At 38.0% G+C, this 18366-nt stretch carries 19 protein-coding genes; 8 read left to right on the top strand and 11 right to left on the bottom strand.

Translation table 11 applies throughout. From position 1 onward, the window contains the following. The first annotated feature begins 56 nt into the window (after positions 1 to 56). The 4 genes from trhO to ACXAG7_RS10540 all read left to right on the top strand — a co-directional run bounded on the left by trhO (position 57) and on the right by ACXAG7_RS10540 (position 3732). Entirely contained in the window at positions 57 to 1088 is a 1032-nt protein-coding gene (gene trhO, locus ACXAG7_RS10555; protein ID WP_408045577.1) for an oxygen-dependent tRNA uridine(34) hydroxylase TrhO, read from the top strand. Beyond that, positions 1088 to 2335 (top strand): U32 family peptidase, encoded by a 1248-nt coding sequence (locus ACXAG7_RS10550; protein ID WP_408045578.1) that lies wholly within the window; start codon positions 1088 to 1090, stop codon positions 2333 to 2335. Before trhO ends, ACXAG7_RS10550 begins: the two co-directional genes overlap by 1 nt. Then, a complete protein-coding gene (locus tag ACXAG7_RS10545) occupies positions 2335 to 2565 on the top strand; it encodes a ferredoxin (RefSeq protein WP_408045579.1) in 231 nt (76 codons plus the stop codon). Before ACXAG7_RS10550 ends, ACXAG7_RS10545 begins: the two co-directional genes overlap by 1 nt. Positions 2566 to 2688: 123 nt before the next feature. After that, positions 2689 to 3732 carry a COX15/CtaA family protein gene (locus ACXAG7_RS10540; protein WP_476666783.1) on the top strand — a complete coding sequence of 348 codons (1044 nt, stop codon included), beginning with the start codon at positions 2689 to 2691 and terminating at the stop codon, positions 3730 to 3732. On the opposite strand, the gene ACXAG7_RS10535 is transcribed toward ACXAG7_RS10540, so the two are convergent. The 5 genes from ACXAG7_RS10535 to mutY are packed head-to-tail and all read right to left on the bottom strand — an operon-like array spanning position 3704 to position 7684. Next, entirely contained in the window at positions 3704 to 4255 is a 552-nt protein-coding gene (locus ACXAG7_RS10535) for a YIP1 family protein (RefSeq protein ID WP_408045581.1), read from the bottom strand. The genes ACXAG7_RS10540 and ACXAG7_RS10535 overlap by 29 nt on opposite strands. 16 nt (positions 4256 to 4271) lie before the next feature. Further along, the gene (gene gldD, locus ACXAG7_RS10530) at positions 4272 to 4826 is read right to left on the bottom strand and encodes a gliding motility lipoprotein GldD (protein WP_408045582.1); all 555 of its coding nucleotides are present in this window, start codon (positions 4824 to 4826) and stop codon (positions 4272 to 4274) included. After that, on the bottom strand, positions 4819 to 6120 hold the full coding sequence (locus ACXAG7_RS10525; RefSeq protein ID WP_408045583.1) for a gliding motility-associated protein GldE: 1302 nt from the start codon (positions 6118 to 6120) through the stop codon (positions 4819 to 4821). The genes gldD and ACXAG7_RS10525 overlap by 8 nt, the downstream gene beginning before the upstream one ends. A gap of 19 nt (positions 6121 to 6139) precedes the next feature. Further along, a complete protein-coding gene (locus tag ACXAG7_RS10520) occupies positions 6140 to 6598 on the bottom strand; it encodes a single-stranded DNA-binding protein (RefSeq protein WP_408045584.1) in 459 nt (152 codons plus the stop codon). A gap of 36 nt (positions 6599 to 6634) precedes the next feature. After that, positions 6635 to 7684: an A/G-specific adenine glycosylase gene (mutY, locus tag ACXAG7_RS10515; protein ID WP_476666782.1), complete on the bottom strand. Its 1050-nt coding sequence runs from the start codon at positions 7682 to 7684 to the stop codon at positions 6635 to 6637. A 133-nt stretch (positions 7685 to 7817) separates the two neighbouring features. Here mutY and ACXAG7_RS10510 point away from each other — a divergent pair, with 133 nt between their 5' ends. Both ACXAG7_RS10510 and ACXAG7_RS10505 read left to right on the top strand, forming a co-directional pair. Beyond that, positions 7818 to 8108, top strand: a complete 291-nt coding sequence (locus tag ACXAG7_RS10510; RefSeq protein ID WP_408045586.1) for an HU family DNA-binding protein — start codon at positions 7818 to 7820, stop codon at positions 8106 to 8108. A gap of 296 nt (positions 8109 to 8404) precedes the next feature. Beyond that, on the top strand, positions 8405 to 9955 hold the full coding sequence (locus ACXAG7_RS10505) for an Rne/Rng family ribonuclease (RefSeq protein ID WP_408045587.1): 1551 nt from the start codon (positions 8405 to 8407) through the stop codon (positions 9953 to 9955). Positions 9956 to 10030: 75 nt separating this feature from the next. On the opposite strand, the gene purD is transcribed toward ACXAG7_RS10505, so the two are convergent. The 4 genes from purD to ACXAG7_RS10485 all read right to left on the bottom strand — a co-directional run bounded on the left by purD (position 10031) and on the right by ACXAG7_RS10485 (position 13700). Continuing rightward, positions 10031 to 11305 (bottom strand): phosphoribosylamine--glycine ligase, encoded by a 1275-nt coding sequence (purD, locus tag ACXAG7_RS10500; RefSeq protein ID WP_476666781.1) that lies wholly within the window; start codon positions 11303 to 11305, stop codon positions 10031 to 10033. Between the two features lie 92 nt (positions 11306 to 11397). Further along, positions 11398 to 12261: a T9SS type A sorting domain-containing protein gene (locus ACXAG7_RS10495; protein ID WP_476666780.1), complete on the bottom strand. Its 864-nt coding sequence runs from the start codon at positions 12259 to 12261 to the stop codon at positions 11398 to 11400. 38 nt (positions 12262 to 12299) lie between these two features. Beyond that, positions 12300 to 13106 carry a hypothetical protein gene (locus ACXAG7_RS10490; protein WP_476666779.1) on the bottom strand — a complete coding sequence of 269 codons (807 nt, stop codon included), beginning with the start codon at positions 13104 to 13106 and terminating at the stop codon, positions 12300 to 12302. Between the two features lie 6 nt (positions 13107 to 13112). After that, on the bottom strand, positions 13113 to 13700 hold the full coding sequence (locus ACXAG7_RS10485) for a T9SS type A sorting domain-containing protein (RefSeq protein WP_476666778.1): 588 nt from the start codon (positions 13698 to 13700) through the stop codon (positions 13113 to 13115). Between the two features lie 83 nt (positions 13701 to 13783). Here ACXAG7_RS10485 and ACXAG7_RS10480 point away from each other — a divergent pair, with 83 nt between their 5' ends. Both ACXAG7_RS10480 and ACXAG7_RS10475 read left to right on the top strand, forming a co-directional pair. Continuing rightward, positions 13784 to 15661, top strand: coding sequence for a tetratricopeptide repeat-containing sensor histidine kinase (locus tag ACXAG7_RS10480; RefSeq protein ID WP_476666777.1), 1878 nt, complete (start codon positions 13784 to 13786; stop codon positions 15659 to 15661). A gap of 2 nt (positions 15662 to 15663) precedes the next feature. Next, entirely contained in the window at positions 15664 to 16272 is a 609-nt protein-coding gene (locus ACXAG7_RS10475; protein WP_476666776.1) for a response regulator transcription factor, read from the top strand. On the opposite strand, the gene ACXAG7_RS10470 is transcribed toward ACXAG7_RS10475, so the two are convergent. Continuing rightward, the gene (locus tag ACXAG7_RS10470) at positions 16269 to 17039 is read right to left on the bottom strand and encodes a glycosyltransferase (RefSeq protein WP_476666775.1); all 771 of its coding nucleotides are present in this window, start codon (positions 17037 to 17039) and stop codon (positions 16269 to 16271) included. The genes ACXAG7_RS10475 and ACXAG7_RS10470 overlap by 4 nt on opposite strands. Before the next feature lie 4 nt (positions 17040 to 17043). Next, positions 17044 to 18360 (bottom strand): exopolysaccharide biosynthesis polyprenyl glycosylphosphotransferase, encoded by a 1317-nt coding sequence (locus ACXAG7_RS10465; protein ID WP_476666774.1) that lies wholly within the window; start codon positions 18358 to 18360, stop codon positions 17044 to 17046. Positions 18361 to 18366: the final 6 nt, after the last annotated feature.

The raw sequence follows: 18366 nt of genomic DNA, 5'->3' as shown, positions 1-18366 counted from the left end.
CTTTGCAGCGATTTTTTACAAAATCAACACATTTTGTTTAACTTAAATGGTATAGCATGCAACTGTACAACAAGTTAAGCGCGGAAGAACGCGCTCAATTAATTGACGAAGCGGGAAAAGACCGTCTTACTATTTCTTTTTATCAATATTTTCAGATAAAAAACCCAACCTTATTTAGAAACAAGCTGTTTATCGAATGGGAGAAGCTCGATGTACTTGGGAGAACGTATGTCTCTTACGAAGGAATCAACGCCCAGATATCAGTTCCTTCAGAAAATTTTCTCAAATTAAAAGATCAATTAGATGCTATTGAGTTTCTAAAGGACATTCGATTAAACGTAGCTGTTGAACAAGACAACAAGTCATTTTTAAAGTTAAAGATTAAGGTACGTGATAAGATTGTTGCTGACGGATTAAACGATGAAACTTTTGACGTAACGGATAAAGGAGTTCATTTATCTGCCGCTGAATTTAACAAAATGTTGGCCGATCCGAATACAGTGTGCGTAGACATGCGCAATCACTACGAAAGTGAAATTGGCCATTTCGACGGTGCTGTGACTCCAGATGTAGATACGTTTAGAGATTCACTAGACATCATTGAGGAAGACTTAAAAGACCACAAAGAAGATAAAAATCTATTGATGTATTGTACGGGAGGAATTCGTTGTGAAAAAGCCTCTGCCTACTACAAGCACAAAGGATTTAAAAATGTTTTCCAACTTGAAGGTGGAATTATCGAATACACGCGTCAAGTAAAAGCCGAAGGTCTCGAAAACAAGTTTTTAGGTAAAAACTTTGTCTTCGACCACCGAAGAGCTGAGCGTATTTCTGACGATGTCATTTCTAATTGCCATCAATGTGGAACTCCATGCGACACGCATACCAACTGTGCCAACGAAGGATGTCATTTACTTTTCATTCAGTGTGAGGCCTGTGCTGAAAAAACAGAAAACACCTGTTCTCCTGAATGTCAAGACATCATTCAACTTCCTTACGAAGAGCAAAAAGCATTGAGAAAAGGAAAGCACGCCAGCAATAAAATTTTCAAAAAAGGACGTTCAGAAGCATTAAAGTACAAGAAGTAATGCAGAAGATTGAATTAATGGCTCCTGCCGGTAATTTCGAATCGTTACAGGCAGCACTCGACAACGGATGTGATTCGGTGTATTTTGGTGTGGAACAGCTCAATATGAGAGCACGTGCCTCTATCAATTTTACCTTAGACGACTTAGAGGAAATTTCACGTAGGTGTACCGAAAAAAACGTACGCACCTACCTGACCTTAAACACCATAGTATACGACCACGATTTATCAATCGTAAAAACACTGATCAAAAGGGCAAAAGAAGCTAATATTACAGCCGTCATTGCCATGGATCAGGCGGTAATTGCTATGGCTCGTGCCGAACAAATGGAGGTACACATCTCTACGCAGATCAATATTACCAACATCGAAACCGTGAAATTCTACGCGATGTTTGCCGATACGGTTGTGTTGAGTAGAGAATTGAGTTTACGACAGGTTAAGAAAATTACCGATCAAATTGCCAAGGAAGAAATCAAAGGGCCTTCAGGTAGGTTACTCGAGATCGAAATTTTCGGACACGGTGCTTTGTGTATGGCTGTTTCTGGTAAGTGTTATATGAGTTTACATTCACATAATTCCTCGGCAAACAGAGGTGCCTGCAAGCAAAACTGCCGCAAAAAATACACGGTTATCGATCAGGAATCTGGTTTTGAAATGGAGCTTGACAACGAGTATATCATGTCACCAAAAGACCTCTGTACCATTGACTTTCTAGATCAGGTGGCTGACGCCGGAATTAAGGTTTTAAAAATTGAAGGACGCGGTAGAGCTCCTGAATACGTAGCCAAGGTAATTAAGTGCTACCGAGACGCTATCGACAGCTTGTATGACGGAAGTTATGACAAAGCCAAGGTCATTAGCTGGATGCAAGAATTAGAAAAGGTATACAACCGCGGTTTTTGGAATGGTTATTACTTAGGTCAAAAACTCGGTGAATGGAGCAAAGAACCCGGCTCACACGCAACCCAGAAAAAAGTTTACTTGGGTAAAGGAGTACACTTTTTCCCTAAACCTTCCATTGGAGAGTTTAAAATAGAAGCCTATGACGTCTCTGTTGGTGATACTATTTTGATTACGGGCCCAACTACTGGTGCACGTGAAATGACCTTACAGAGCATGTACGTAAACGATAAGGACGCTACTACTGCGAGTAAAGGAGACGAAGTTACTATGAAACTCGATTTCAGAATTAGACCTTCTGACAAACTGTATAAAATAGTAAAAACTGAATTTGCCAAAAACTAATGGTAGTCATCACCCTACAGAGAAACAAGTGCATTGGTTGCAACTACTGCGTGGAATTGGCACCGGGTCAATTTCAAATGTCTAAAAAGGACGGAAAGTCTGTTTTGTTGCACGCCACGGAAAAAAAAGGATTCTATACCATTAAGTCGCATGACGAAAGCATTTACGATGCATCAAACGATGCAAAAAAAGCCTGTCCTGTGAACATCATAGAAGTCAAACAAGTATAAAAATACACCTCTAATAAAAAACGCCTCATAGAAATCTACTGGGGCGTTTTTTTATACTTAATTAGAATGGCTTCAAATACTTTTTCTTCGGGTTTTCCGTACCTTTGTAAAAATTTATTTCCCATGAAAAATCGTTTACAACTACTGGTAAAATTATCGATAATTTCAGTCTATTTAATCTTTATTGCAGGTTCTGTAGTTCGCATGACTGGTTCAGGTATGGGCTGTCCAGATTGGCCAAAGTGTTTTGGATATTACATTCCGCCTACCTCAGAAACCCAAATTACGTGGCAAGCGAATAAAAGTTATGAAAAAGGCATGATTATCATCAAAGACGAAACCTTATTTGTAGCGCAAAACGATGTGACCACGGCAGCTAGTTTTAACCCTAGTAACTGGGAAAAATACACCAAACACGATTACGCAAAATTCAACAAATACCATACTTGGACGGAGTACATCAACCGATTGGCATCCGTACTTGCAGGTTTTGTCTTTTTGTTCCTAATCGTCTCTGCCAGTCAATACTGGAATAACGACAAGCGCATTCCCCTATTGGCCTACGGAGCCTTCTTGTTAATGTTGTTCGAAGCTTGGCTGGGAAAAACAGTAGTAGACACCAACCTAAAACCCACCATCATCACCATACATATGGTTGCAGGTTTAGTGATTGTAGCCCTTTTGTTATACTTGCACTTCATTATCAACCCAAGTACAGAAAACAACAGAAAATACAATGCTTTATTCAACAAGCTACTCATCGTATCCGTTGTATTTTCATTGATACAAATTGCTATGGGAACTCAGGTTCGACAATTTATCGACGAACAGGTAAAGCAATTTGGTTTTGCCAACAAAGAATACAGCTTAATGGATCCTAATTTTAAGTTCTACTTTCACCGCTCGTTTACCATCGCTATCGTTTTGGTGAATTTGGGAATGTTTTACTTAAATCAAATCAAAAATCTTGGATATCAATTAGTCAATTGGATCGTGTTTTTAATTTTCCTAGAAACGATTACGGGGATTTTAATGTATTACGCAGAATTTCCGCTCGGTACCCAAGCGACGCACTTATTGGCAGGAGCATTGCTGTTTGGACTTCAATTTTACCTTTGGTTGCAAAGTAAAAAGCCCGCTAAAGCCATAGAAACAATACAATCGTAGCACACTTAATAAGCACTAAAGACAGCGGTAAAAAAACACTTCTGGCATAAGAAAAGTTGAACAGCCGCTTAACTCCCACTAGCAGTATCCACAAGGCTAACAACCAGGCGATATAACTCAACATCGCTAAAACGTGATGTGGTATGAGCTCGTTGAGCTGTGAAATATAGTGCTCTAATACGGCAATCGCATTGAAGAGTACTATGGGGACAAAAGCGTATCCGAGCAATGGGATCACATATTCGCGGTGCTGTTTGGCTCCCAACCAATTCGCTAATACAGACAGGGAAAAGCCCAGTACTAAAGCAAACCAAAGCATTAAGAACACGTGTAGGATGGTAAAGCCTAAATTGACAACGAACAGCCGGTTTTCTTCCTCTGGCGTTATAAACAACACATAACGCAGTACACCTAATACGGCAAACAACCAAAGTGTTCGTTGATAGGCAGCACGACTATCTTCACCTTTAAGTGAAACTGCTGCTTGCTCTGAATTAAATAATAACAAAAAAAATGTCCTCATAGCGATTGGCAAATCCCTACTTCGTCGTCCATTCACAAGTCTCCATCATTCGTATCATATCCTTTTTGATGTATTCAACAGCCGGATAAATCGAATCGTAGTTAGGCTTGGCATAGAAGAACAACGAAGCCTTTAAAAAATGTTTTGTACTATCGGTTACGTGAAACTGCACTTGAGAAGCAGCATTACCACTGATCTCACAGAGCTTTCCAAAAACCTTGGTTTCGTCATTGAAGTAATTAATATAAGAAATATTATCCGCTTTCACCGTATGTTCTAGCACAAGTTTCTCAGATTCAAGCAATAACTCTCTCAAATTACCCTGTACGGGTCGGTAAGTAATATCAACGGAAGCCTTTAATGCGGGGTATTTGATTTTCAACCACTGCTTAGGTAAATCTTTAATTTCTGTATTCTCGGGAATATCAAATTGATACGGGCGTTTCACCGGCAATTTGCGAAATTCCTTTTTCGGGTAATTCAAACTCAGGTAGGCTTTGGGTTTCGGAAACGGATCGGCTCCACACCCCCACAACACTACACACATCACAATACCAATTAATTTACGCATCTCTGGTTACTTTTACTTGTTTAATTCGTTTTTTATCAATCGCTTCTACCGTAAACGTATACTTACTAAAATTTATTTTCTCACCTTTCTTCGGAAACTTTCCAGATACTTCTAGGATAAATCCAGCAATCGTTTCGCTTTCCCCTTTTACTTCTTCAAAATCTTCTTCATGCTCGTCGTCTAAGACCCTACAAAAATCTTTGATGGTCGTTTTCCCTTCAAACACATAATTGTTCTCATCGAGCTTTGAATAGCTCAAGTCTTCATCGTCAAACTCATCATTGATATCTCCTACAATTTCCTCAATTACGTCTTCTAGGGTAACAATACCACTGGTTCCGCCGTATTCATCTACCACGATAGCCAAGTGATTCTTTTTCTCTTGAAACTCTCCTAGCAGGTCATCTAGCTTTTTGTTCTCAGGGACAAAAAAGGGCTTGCGAATTAGCGATTGCCAATCGAAGGTCTCTTTGTCCAGGTGTTTGAGCAGGTCTTTTGCGTATAAAACGCCAATGACGTTGTCGATATTATCGCTAAATACTGGATTTCTTGAGTAGCCGTTTTTTAGTATAATACGCAGTACCTCTTCGTAACTGGTATTTTCTTCGATGGCACAAACGTCGGTTCTCGGTCGCATAATTTGTACCGTTTCCGTATTTCCAAAGGTGACGATTCCCTCTAATATTTTCTGTTCATCTTTGGTCGTCGCATCGTCAGAAGTGAGTTCCAACGCCTGCGACAAGCGCTCAACCGATAAATTATTATTCTTGTTCCCCAAGCGGTTTTCTACGACAGAGGTCAGCTTGATTAGGGGAGCACTTAAAGGGGTCAAAACGGTATTCAATACCTGAATAGGCCTCGACATAAAAGTCGCAAACTGCAGTGATTTTCTGGTTGCGTAGACTTTAGGGAGCACCTCACCAAAGAGTAAAATCAAAAAAGTAACGAGAATAACCTCAATACCAAATTTCCACTTTTTATCAATCCCTTCCAAAACCACTTCTCCCAAAGCTGCGAAGAGTAGTACGATGAGAATATTGATAAAGTTATTAGTAATTAAAATGGTACCGAGCAATTTTTGTGGTTTCGCCAACAAATTCGCCACCACGCTCTTTCCTTTGCTTTTGTCTTTCAGTTGTTCCAACTCGGTATTGGAGATGGAAAAAAAGGCCACTTCAGCTCCTGAAACGAGTGCTGAGCATATAAGCAAGGCCAGCAAAAGCGTCGCATTGAGGGTTGTTAACCAATCAATAGCGCTGAGAAAATGAAGAAAAGGTTCGGGTTCTGGATCCAAAATTAAAATTTAAGTTAAACTAGAATGGTAAATCATCATCGTCATTCATAGGTGTCTGATTCACCTGAGGTGCTGCACCGGTTGGGCTCGCAGGGTTTCCTGATAACGGTTGCTCTGCTGGGCGTCCCATTGCAGCGGGATCTTTTTTAGTCGATAAAAAAGTCATGTCTTGCACTTGAATTTCGGTAGTATAGCGCTTTTGTCCGTCCACCTCGTATTGACGGTTTTTCAATCGTCCTTCCACATATACTTTATCTCCTTTGGTCAAGTATTTTTCACATATTTCAGCCAGCTTATTACGCACGACTATATTGTGCCATTCCGTGTTTGTAATTCGCTCTCCTGTTTGCCTGTTGGTATAGGTTTCATTTGTAGCAATAGGAAAACGACCGATGGCATTTCCTCCTTCAAAATAGTGCATCTTCACTTCATCTCCTAAATGTCCAATAAGTATTACCTTGTTAACGGTACCTGCCATATGCTTTAAATTTGTGTAACATCAAATATACAAAAATTACAATTCCTCCTTTAAATATTCCTTCAAAAACTTATCGATAAGCACTGGTACGGGTTTTTGTTTTACCTCGTTCCAACTGATGGTTTCTTCAGTAACGCTCGGCGTGTTCACTATCCAGAAATTCGTGTACAAATGCTGATGTGACAGCTTGTGAACTACTGCCTTTTCATTAAAGAGCGATACGGATACTTCTTTATGGTGAACGAGTTCTTGAAAGCGGGCCGACTGCAGCAACTCCTTTTCCGACACTTCGCCCTTTCCTTCTACGAGCGGAAACTGATACAAGCCTTGCCAAATACCTTTTCCTTTACGCTCCTCTAAAACGGTCGCTTCTTTCTCCGTGTCGACCACTAGATAATTAAAGTAACGTTTTTTTACTTTGAGTTTTTTCTCTTTTACCGGAAGTTCTTTTACCTGATGGCTTCTAAAGGCCACGCAGGATTCCGAAAAAATGCAGGTTGAACACAGCGGGTTTTGGGGTTTACAATGAAGTGCGCCAAAGTCCATCAGTGCTTGATTGTAATTTCCGGGCTCACTGGGCTCCAGCAATTCTTGGGCAACTGCTTTGAACTCCTTAATTCCCTTCGTCGTATTTATGGGAGTTGCGATCCCCAGGTATCGGGCAAGTACGCGATATACGTTTCCATCGACTACAGCAACGGGCTCCTGATAGCAAATCGAAGCGATGGCTGAGGCGGTATAATCCCCTACTCCCTTTAATTTTAACAAATCTTTATAAGTTCCTGGAAAAATGCCATTACGCTCATTGGCCACGTATTTTGCGGTAAAGTGCAAATTACGTGCTCGGGAGTAATAGCCGAGTCCTTGCCAAAGTTTAAGCACCTTTGCTTCGGGGGCATTTGCTAAATCGAACACGGTCGGAAAATGCTTAATAAAGCTCAAAAAGTACGGTAAACCCTGGGCTACGCGTGTTTGTTGCAACATAATTTCACTCAACCAAATCACATAAGGATCCTTAGATTTTCGCCAAGGCAAATCCCGATCATTTTCTAAATACCACTGTATTAAATTGTTACCAAAAGACATTTTAAAAATTTAGTTTTGCAAAATTACAGTATTTCCCTCGTTTTTTTTTAAGTTTAAACTTTTTCGGAATAGATTAATTATCATATATTTGCATCCTCAAATTTTAAAGAAAACAAATCAAAAAATATTTATAATGACAAAAGCAGATATCGTATCTAAAATTTCGGATAAAAGTGGAATTGAAAAAGCAGATGTTTTAGCGACTGTTGAAGCATTCATGGAAGAGGTTAAAGAGGCGTTAGAGAACGGTGACAATGTTTATTTAAGAGGATTCGGAAGTTTTATCATCAAAACTAGAGCTGAGAAAACAGGAAGAAATATCTCTAAAAATACTACTATTAAAATTCCTGCTCACAACATTCCAGCTTTTAAGCCATCTAAAGTATTTACTGAAGGTGTAAAAGCGAAAGTAGCAGTTAAATAATATCTGTAAATAAAGTATTAACCTGAAGCGCAAGCTTTATTAAAACATTTTAATTATGCCAAGTGGTAAGAAAAGAAAGAGAGCTAAGATCTCTACACACAAAAGAAAGAAAAGAGCAAGAGCAAATCGTCATAAGAAAAAGTAAGCAATAGCTTACTTTTTCCGTTTGCTTAAATAGCTTAAAAACGTTCATTGACATTAAGGTTTCAACACCTTAAACGGTATTAAAACACAATACCTGTTTACAATTTTTAATCCGTCTTGTATGCAAATACAAGGCATAAAAACAACTTCAGATGAAAACAGAATTAATAATTCGTTCCAATTCTTCTGATATTGATTTTGCCTTATTAAGAGATGGAAAACTTATAGAATTAAACAAAGAAACGAGCGACAACAAGTTTTCAGTAGGTGATATTTTCCTTGCAAAAATAGGAAAGGTAATGACTGGGCTGAACGCTGCGTTTGTCAATGTGGGTTACCCAAAAGACGGTTTTTTACACTATCACGATTTGGGACCTCAAGTTCAATCTTTGAACAAATTCATTAAAAAGGTAAGCACAGGTAAATTTAAAGAATTCACTTTAAAAAACTTTCGCTTTGAAGAGGACATCGACAAAGACGGAAGCATTAACGATGTACTAAAGTCAGGTCAAAATTTATTAGTACAAATTGTAAAAGAACCCATATCTACCAAGGGGCCTAGAATTAGTTCTGAGCTGTCTATTGCCGGTAGGTATTTAGTATTAGTTCCTTTTTCGAACCGCGTATCTGTATCGCAAAAAATAGCAGATAACAAGGAAAAAGAACGCTTAAAAAAATTAGCAAAAAGTATCAAACCTAAAGGGTTTGGACTTATTTTACGTACTGTTGCTGAAGGAAAAAAAGTAGCAGAACTTGACAAAGATTTACAAAATTCACTAGATCGTTGGAAAACCATGTGTAAGCGCATAGCAAACAACAATACTCCGACGAAAATTTTAAGTGAGTTAAATAGAGCATCTTCTATTTTAAGAGATGTGATGAACGATTCTTTTACAAGTATAGTCACCAACGATGAAGCACTGAAGGTAGAGATTAAGGAATACCTTCAAGAAATTTATCCTGAAAAAGAAAAAATAGTGAAACTACACAGATCACAGATGCCTATTTTTGAAAAGTACGGCATTGAAAGACAAATAAAAACATCGTTTGGTAAAACAGTTTCTATGAGCAAAGGTGCTTATTTGGTAATAGAGCACACCGAAGCTTTACACGTAATTGATGTAAACAGTGGAAACCGCTCTAACAAAGCCTTAAGCCAAGAAGAAACTGCCTTAGAAGTCAACCTAATTGCCGCTACCGAGATTGCTCGCCAGTTACAGTTGCGCGACATGGGAGGAATTATAGTCGTTGACTTTATTGATATGAAAAGTGCTGAAAACAGACAAAAGTTATTTCAACACTTAAAAGAAGCTATGTCTTTTGATCGTACAAAACACAAAATCTTACCTCCGAGTAAGTTTGGTTTAGTACAGATAACAAGACAACGTGTACGACCTGAATTACACATAAAAACAAGAGAACCAAATCCGAATAAAAATGGAGAAGTTGAAGCTCCTATCGTTTTATTGGATAAAATAGAAGCTGAATTAGAACGCTTGTTAAACAGCGATAAAAATTATACGAACATCACGTTAAATGTTCATCCTTTTATCGCCGGTTACCTTACCAACGGGTTCAATTCAATACGCTTTAAGTGGTTTCTAAAGCACAAAAAGTGGATTAAAATTTTACCTCGTGATGCCTACCAATACTTACAGTATAAGTTTTTCTATAAAAGACCTAAGAAGAAAAAAGGTAAGTAAGGCTTAATCTTATTACGAAAAAAAATCCCTACCATGCGTTATGGTAGGGATTTTTCGTTTGTATAGGGTACTGACTTATTGTAAGTCAAACCCAATATCTGTGCGATAATTCATCTTATCGAATGTTATCTTTTCTATGTTTTTATACGAGGTAGCTAAGGCTTCTTCCATGGTATCTGCCAATGTGGTAATTGCCATGACTCTTCCTCCACTGGTAAGTACCTTATCGCCGTCTAACTTGGTTCCGGCGTGGTAAACGATCGAACCTTCTGCCTGCTCAAAACCGCTGATTTGCTTCCCTTTTTCGTAAGCCTCTGGGTAACCTCCAGATACCAACATTACCGTCGTTGCGGTTTGGCTAGTAACCTCATACGACTTCGAATCTAAGGTTTGATTAGCCACTCCTTCAAAGAGCTCTAACAAATCCGATTGGATTCTCGGGAGTACTACTTCCGTTTCCGGATCTCCCATACGTACGTTATACTCAATCACAAAAGGATCACCAGCTACATTCATCAATCCGATAAAAATAAACCCTCTGTAATCAATACCATCTTTCTGTAAACCCTCTACAGTAGGTTTTACAACGCGTTCTTCTACTTTTGCTAGGAAAGCATCGTCTGCAAAAGGAACTGGCGAAATAGCCCCCATTCCTCCTGTATTCAACCCGGTATCTCCTTCTCCGATACGCTTGTAATCTTTAGCAGATGGCAATACCTTATAACTCTTCCCATCGGTCAATACAAATACCGATAATTCGATTCCTCTTAAAAACTCCTCAATAACAACAGTAGATGAGGCTGCCCCGAATTTCTCATTCGTCAACATGTCTTCCAATTCGGCCTGTGCTTCGGCTAAATCATCGATAATAAGTACTCCTTTTCCTGCTGCTAAACCATCTGCTTTCAACACAAATGGCGGTGTCAATGTGGTTAAAAAAGCTTTCCCTTCCTCTAGAGAATCTTTGGTAAACGACTGGTATTGCGCTGTTGGAATACCGTGTTTTTGCATGAACTGTTTTGAAAAGTCTTTACTTCCTTCCAACAAAGCTCCATCTTTTTTAGGCCCGATTACGGGGATGTTTTTTAGTTCTTCATCGGCTAAAAAATAATCGTGTACTCCGGCAACCAAAGGAGCTTCAGGTCCTACGACCACCATTTGAATCTCATTGGCTACTACTGCAGCTTTTACCGACTCAAAATCAGTAGGGTCAACAGCTAAATTTTCTGCAATAGCTGCAGTTCCTGCATTTCCTGGAGCTACGAATACCTTCGTTACTTTTGCACTCTCTGTAATCTTTTTGGTAAAGGCGTGTTCTCTACCTCCAGATCCTAAAATTAAAATATTCATTTGTTGTGTTGTTTTGTTCCTGCAAATATATTCCAAAGAAAAAAGAGAGACTTAAAAAAGCCTCTCTTTTTTTCAAACTAAAGAACCAACATTTATTCCTTAATCACCTTCTTCGTAACAATCTCCCCGGATGCTAATGCAATTTGTAGTAGGTACATACCTTTTGGTAACTCAGTGGTCAAAACGTCTTTTTCCCTGCCTGAGGCAACCGTTGTACCGTATAATGTTCTTAGCTTCCACACGACGATTTCTTTTCTTGTTTGTATAGTTATTTTATTTGTAAACGGATTCGGATACACTTCGAACCTCGAGCTCATTTTATCCGATTCCACATTTATTTTACCGGCTACAGGCAACTCCTTTTCATTTGTTTCCTGAGCTGTTCTTGCTGAGCAACCTTGAATAAAGGCCTTAAATTTAGCTCCTGAAAGGGCTTTAAACCCCGGTATTAATCGAACTCTAGTTCCTGCACTATAATACGCTTCTGCCCCGTTTTCAATAGTGTTTTGGGCATTGAGAGCAACAATAGCCGATTGGTAATCTTTACGACCTGCAGATACTGTGTGCTTCAGCGTTACTTCATTTACACAACCCTTTACGTACGCTACCGTTAAAAAGCCGGCATCGTAATGATTTCCGCTCTTACTCGAAAAATTAATTCCGAAGTGATACGTAGTCGTGTAGGTTGCATTCGCAACATTGTTAACAGTAATACTAAAACTGTCAGAACCATAGCGAAATAGCCTTCCTGAAGTCTTACTAATACTCGCTCCTGCTGCACCTGACAAATACCAATTAAAATCGGTACTTGTTGGGTTAAACAGCGTAAAACTCACTGTTTTGTATTCGCCGTTGCGAACTGTTACATATTTACTTTTGGGAGAAATATACTGGGCAAAGAGAAATTTCCCAGTCAGTAACAGCACGCACAGCAATACATATTTTTTCTTCATCATAACTTTCTAGTTTACTTTTCAAGCAATTAAGCAACGATTTATTTCTTTTCAGCTAATTTTTTTTCCAATGCTTTGATGCGCTTTTCTTGTTCAATGGTATACAGCGTTAACTCTTCAATTTTTTGAAGTAATAAATTGGTCATTTCTTTCAATTGCAAGCCCTCTTTTTGGATGGTTGCCGCCGATGGAACAGATGGTAAGTGGTGGTTCTTTTTGGTAAAAGCCTCAACCTCCTCCAAGCTAGGCATCTTGTAGTCTTCTTTTAACTCCGATGTTCCTTCGTAATACTTTTCGAATACATAATCTGCCGGTACTGATAAATCTACAATCACTTCCTCACTGTGAATCTTTCCTTTTACAGTCAATAATTGATCAGGATTCTGTGTCCCAATACCAATATATCCAGTATTTTTAAAAGTCATTAATTTAATATCTCCCGGATTAGGTCCTTGCGATAACTCTAAGCTATTATTGAGTCCATGCCCAAAATGAAACCAAGAATCGGAATTGTTAGGAATGAACGAAATAGACGATGCATTATTTTTGTTGAGTACCAGCTTCATGTTTGTAGCCGTTTGAGCCGCGAATGATCCAGAAGGGTTATCATCTCCCATACCGATCGCTAATTTAGATGGTACTTTCAGTACTCCGTCAGAAGTATACTCCAACTCACTTGACCACGACCAATTTCCATTTACTTTTGGCGCAATGTGTAGCTTATGCGGTAAACTTCCTCCATCTGGCGTATGTAAAATCCAAGAATTCGATCCTCCACTTATTAAATCCTGTCCTTGACTGGCTAAGCCGATAAACAATACGGCAGCCGTTAAAATAACTTTTTTCATATATACTTAATTTTTTACTATCTTCTTGGTGATTATCCCTGTTGGAGTACTAAACACAATTCTATAAATCCCAATTGGCAATTGACTTACCGATATTGAGTTTGAATTCAATTTTCCTTCTTGTAAGGTGACTCCTTGAAGGTTGATGATTTTATATGAATTCAGTTGTTCTTTACTATCTATATTTAGCGTTTCTCGCACCGGATTAGGATACAATCTCGTCTTTTTACCAGCATCTCCATTTGGCAATCCTTCTAAATCGTTTGTTTGACCGTTACCTACCGTGGTTTTACTACCTGGCATCATTTGCCGCGATAAATAAGGAATAATTCTAATTTGATGTCCATTCTTAGGTATAAAGCGTATGGAATGTCCGCTCTTCAAATTAACATAAATCTCACCCTCTACAATTGTATGCTTGCCATTGGTGGTGATTTCCAAATCCACATCACACTCAGAAAAGTTGATGGAACTCACCTCTCCACTTACGACCACAGATCCTACCTGCGGGCAATTCCCTGAATTTTGTCCTCTTAAGCCCTGAAACGACAATAGAATTGTTAATAATAATAAAATAGCCCCCTTTGTTCTCATGTTACAAATATCTAGTTATAGTTCATTCAAAAAAATACCGGAATTATGGTATTTTTACCTCTCGACCCAAATATAGGATTAGAATGAATACGGCTTTTAAATTATTCTTTGTTTTTACAGTAATCACGAGTGCTTGCTTTGCACAAAGCACAGAAAAAACCATCGACTCGCTACATACAGAATACGAGAAATGGAGGCATAATGACTACGAAAGATCAAGTGTCATTGCTTTAAAGGCATACGCAATAAGTAAATCTACCAAGAATGATTCCCTCATTTTTCAGAGTTTGTATAATAAACTAGACAATCTCTTTAAAAGAATGCAAATAAAAAAAGTTAATAAGAGATTGGATAGCTTGCGGCTACTGGCAGAAAAGACGCAAATCCCTAAGCATCTGGCTGCTTTCTATGAATTAAACACCAATGTCAAACGCCGTTTGAATTTATACAATGAAGCTATTGCTAGCTCTCTTAAAGCCGAAGAAATTGCAAAAAAACACAAGTTAGCTTTTTTAGAGCAGCAGATTATGCTTAATAGAGCTTTTATCTATAAGTATACTCAAGGAAAAAAAGCGGCTATTAAGCACCTTCATTCCGTATTAGAAAATCCAAAGTACACCAATAAATACCTAACTGCTTGCGCTTATAACTCGATAGCAAAATTATATGGTAAAAATTTAAAAGAGAATGAAAAATACAAACTAAAAGCCATTGAATTGGTAAAAGAATTAGATTATAAAAGACTGAAACTATCAATATACCATAATTATAGTAATCTATTACTAAAAACGAAACGATTTAATGAAGGCTTCAAATACCTAAATATAGTAAAAAAACTAGCATCTGAACTAAATGACAAAACTACATTATTCCATATTTACGCCACTATTGCAGATTACCATTACGACTTAAAAGATTATCCTAAATGTATTGAAACTTATACAGAAGCATTTAAAAAATACGGAAAGTATACTCAAGATCGAAATAGAGCCTACAGTTATTGGGTGTTGGCCGATGCTTACTATTTTAATCGGCAATTTGAAAAAGGCTATATCTATCAAGAAAAGGTGATTTACCTAAAAGACAGTTTGTTTAATAAGGAACGAAATGAAATTACTCAACGTTTAACGACAGAGTATGAAGTAGAACGCAAAAACAGCAAAATAGCACTGCTTCAAAAGGAAAAAGACTTAGAACGTCAACGAAGAAATACCGCCATTATCGGTGGAAGTTTGCTTTTAATACCCCTGCTCTTATTGGTTTTCTTTTACCGTTACCGCATGCGTATACAAAAAACTATTAAAGAACAGGCCGATCAACTGCACGAACAAGAAATTGCACAACTTCAACAAGAACAGAAAATTAAACGTATTGAAGGATATATAGAAGGTGAAGAAAAGGAAAAAAACAGAATCGCCTTGGAACTACACGATGGCATTGGCGGACAGCTTGCAGGTATTCAGCATTTGGCCAACCATCTCAGCTCCGATAAAAATGCCGAACAACTCAGCAAGGACCTACAACAGGTTGCTAGAAATGTACGTTTACTCTCACACAGCTTGAGTTACAACTACAGTAAACATCAGTCATTTCCCGATCTGTTGCAGTTATTAAAAGAGCAATACAGCAATCATTTCACTCTTGAAGCTAGTATTTACCCTCAAAACAGACTTTCGGAGCTCAACGATAGGCAAAAGCACTTCTTATACCGTTGTACTCAGGAGCTCGTTACCAATATTTACAAACACGCAAAAGCTACAGAGGTCAGTCTTTCTATTTCCATCGATCACCAAATAACACTGGTGGTAGAAGATGACGGAATTGGATTTAACACCGAAGCCCACAACAAGGGAATAGGCCTATTAAACATTCAAGAACGCGTAGCTAATTTAGAGGGAACCCTACATATAGATTCACACCCTCAAAGAGGAACAACAGTCATTATTGAAATTCCGAATTAACCATGAACAACATCTCTGTACTACTTATCGACGACCATCAATTATTTTTAGACGGACTCAGTACCTCCTTGAGCAAGCTTGACTTTATCGAGGTAAAAAATACATTTAGTAATGGTAATTCAGCGCTCAAATACCTTCAAAAGCATCCCGTTGATTTAGTTATTACCGATATTTCCATGCCAGACATGAACGGCATTGAGCTGATAAAAAAACTTAAAAAATTGCAGCCCAATGCAAAAACACTGGTGATTAGCATGTTTAACCCCCTACATAATGAAACCGGATTTTACGACGGCTACTTGTTAAAAGATGCCAGTCTAGACGAGGTGACAAAGGCTATTAAAACTATTGTCTGGGATGAAAAGAGCTACTTTTTTGATCAGGACTTTAAAGCTGCACAGTTTGAATTTAAAAACAACATCGTTACCAAACGAGAAAAAGAAATCATCCGACTGATAACCGAAGAGAAAACTGTCGATGAAATTGCTGCACTCTTATTTTTGAGCAAACACACCGTGGAAACTCATAAAAAAAACATTTACAATAAACTTCAAATTAAAACCAGTGCTGGCTTGGTTAAATTGGCTATAAAATTAGGGATAGTCACCTAAGTCCACTTTTTAAAATACTTTACTGCAGAACTTAAATGGTACAAAAACAATAGCGGACTTTTTGACGAGCCTTGTTTTAAATTATGAACAACAATTTCAGAAGGCTCATATCGCTTTTTCTTACCGAGCTCATCAATTTTTTTACAGATATCTACATCTTCCATATACAGAAAGTAACGTTCATCAAAACCTTCTATAGCCATAAAATCAACTGTTTTATACAACTGAAAACACCCTGTAATATACTCGGGATAAAAACTCTTTGACAGGTTTAAATCTCTGTATTCTCCTTTTTCTATCTGCTTTCTAAACAGGCTTTTTAGAGGTCCTAGTCGTCTGATCAACAATTCAAAAAAACTCGGATACTTCCTGCAAGAATACTGATGCCTTCCATCTGGAAACAACACCTTTGGAGCAATCATTGCGAGTTCTTTATCTTCTGAAAAACGCTCAATTAAGTTCGGAATTACAGTTGCTTCAAAGGCGACATCTGGGTTCAATATCAAATGATACTCAGATGTTTCAGCAATCAATTCTTTTACCTGATTGTGTGCTTTACCAAAACCAACATTTTCACTATTCGCGATATATACGACATCTTTACTCCCTGCAAATTGATCTTCGAACTCCGAGTTAGGAGTATTATCAATCAAGTACAATTTTTTTGACAGTGGTACCTCGAGAAAACTGTGTATAGTATCTCTTAACTCTTCAAGGTCTTCCTTGTAAAGTACTATAGCGGCCGATATGCTTACTTTATTATTCAAATCTTTAATACGCCTTTTCTTCACCTTTAAAAACATTCAACATCGTCTGTACGATGATCTTTACATCAAGGGCCAACGACCAATTTTCGATGTAAAAAATATCCAATCGTACCCGGTTGTCAATGTCTATTTTTTTAGTTATTTCACCGCGGTAACCACTTACTTGAGCGAGTCCTGTTACTCCTGGCTTTACTGATTTCCTTTTCATATAATTTCGAACCTCTTTGGTAAAGAGATCCGATTGTTTGTTCATATGAGGTCGTGGACCTACGACACTCATCGAACCTATAAGCACATTAAAGAACTGCGGAAATTCATCCAAACTCGTACTTCTTAAAAATGCACCAATCTTTGTAATTCTCTCATCTCCCTTGCGGGCATGTTCCTTGTCAGAAACGTCATTGAGATACATAGATCTAAACTTATAACACACAAATTCCCCTCCGTGTAATCCTTCTCGTTTTTGTTTAAATATTGCCGGTCCTCTGGACTCCAACTTGATTAACACAAACAACAAAGGGTACAACCACGATAGCACAAATACGCATACCAACAAAGAAAATACGATATCAAATACACGTTTAATCAATCGATTTTCAACCAACTCAAACGGTAATTCTTTTACTCGTAATACCAATGTAGAATTACTGTAGTATTCCGTTACCGTATTTTTATTATAGAGCTCATTCGTATTCGGTATCAACTTTACAATCCGGTTATTTTCATTGGCGAACTTCGTGACTTTTTTAATTTCTTTTTCGGTAAGCTCAGTAACGGAACAATAAATTTCGTCTATTTCATGCTCGAGAACATATGCAAAACTTTCTTCTAAACCCCCCATATAATCCTCCGAACGCTTTGTTTGCTTACTAAAGAAACCACAATATTGATATCCCAACTCTTTTTCTTTACGTATTAATCGCACAAATTTTCTGGAAGAACTATCACTACCTAAAACAATAATTTTTCGGTAGTTATTTCCATAGGTTCGGTATTTTTTTAGCAGAAAAACACCTACTACTTTCACAGCAGTCAGTCCTGTAAAAAAGTAACTCAGAAACAGGGCTTGATTTCCTACGAGTACTCCTTCACGAAAAACTGAAAAATACGTATAGTACCCTAAAACAACAAGTATTATTTGATTGATCAAGAGCCCTAAAACACGGTAATAAGACGTATATCGGAATACGCGATAATACCCAGTAAACAGTGTGGAAAACACCCAAAAAACCAGCATATACCCCAAAAACTTGTATGAAGTATGTTCCAGGTCGTTCAAAAAATAAACAACCCCGACAAGTACTGATAAATCTAGCAGCAAAAATAG

It is taken from the genome of Tenacibaculum sp. AWR4_210 (assembly GCF_056160945.1).
The sequence above is the reverse complement of the archived record's forward strand: the minus strand, read 5'-3'. Positions and strand labels throughout refer to the sequence as shown.

Coding starts and splice junctions, on each gene's coding strand:
- trhO (WP_408045577.1), top strand. CDS start 57: ATGCAACTGTACAACAAGTTAAGCGCGGAAGAACGCGCTCAATTAATT.
- ACXAG7_RS10550 (WP_408045578.1), top strand. CDS start 1,088: ATGCAGAAGATTGAATTAATGGCTCCTGCCGGTAATTTCGAATCGTTA.
- ACXAG7_RS10545 (WP_408045579.1), top strand. CDS start 2,335: ATGGTAGTCATCACCCTACAGAGAAACAAGTGCATTGGTTGCAACTAC.
- ACXAG7_RS10540 (WP_476666783.1), top strand. CDS start 2,689: ATGAAAAATCGTTTACAACTACTGGTAAAATTATCGATAATTTCAGTC.
- ACXAG7_RS10535 (WP_408045581.1), bottom strand. CDS start 4,255: ATGAGGACATTTTTTTTGTTATTATTTAATTCAGAGCAAGCAGCAGTT.
- gldD (WP_408045582.1), bottom strand. CDS start 4,826: ATGCGTAAATTAATTGGTATTGTGATGTGTGTAGTGTTGTGGGGGTGT.
- ACXAG7_RS10520 (WP_408045584.1), bottom strand. CDS start 6,598: ATGGCAGGTACCGTTAACAAGGTAATACTTATTGGACATTTAGGAGAT.
- mutY (WP_476666782.1), bottom strand. CDS start 7,684: ATGTCTTTTGGTAACAATTTAATACAGTGGTATTTAGAAAATGATCGG.
- ACXAG7_RS10510 (WP_408045586.1), top strand. CDS start 7,818: ATGACAAAAGCAGATATCGTATCTAAAATTTCGGATAAAAGTGGAATT.
- ACXAG7_RS10505 (WP_408045587.1), top strand. CDS start 8,405: ATGAAAACAGAATTAATAATTCGTTCCAATTCTTCTGATATTGATTTT.
- purD (WP_476666781.1), bottom strand. CDS start 11,305: ATGAATATTTTAATTTTAGGATCTGGAGGTAGAGAACACGCCTTTACC.
- ACXAG7_RS10495 (WP_476666780.1), bottom strand. CDS start 12,261: ATGATGAAGAAAAAATATGTATTGCTGTGCGTGCTGTTACTGACTGGG.
- ACXAG7_RS10490 (WP_476666779.1), bottom strand. CDS start 13,106: ATGAAAAAAGTTATTTTAACGGCTGCCGTATTGTTTATCGGCTTAGCC.
- ACXAG7_RS10485 (WP_476666778.1), bottom strand. CDS start 13,700: ATGAGAACAAAGGGGGCTATTTTATTATTATTAACAATTCTATTGTCG.
- ACXAG7_RS10480 (WP_476666777.1), top strand. CDS start 13,784: ATGAATACGGCTTTTAAATTATTCTTTGTTTTTACAGTAATCACGAGT.
- ACXAG7_RS10475 (WP_476666776.1), top strand. CDS start 15,664: ATGAACAACATCTCTGTACTACTTATCGACGACCATCAATTATTTTTA.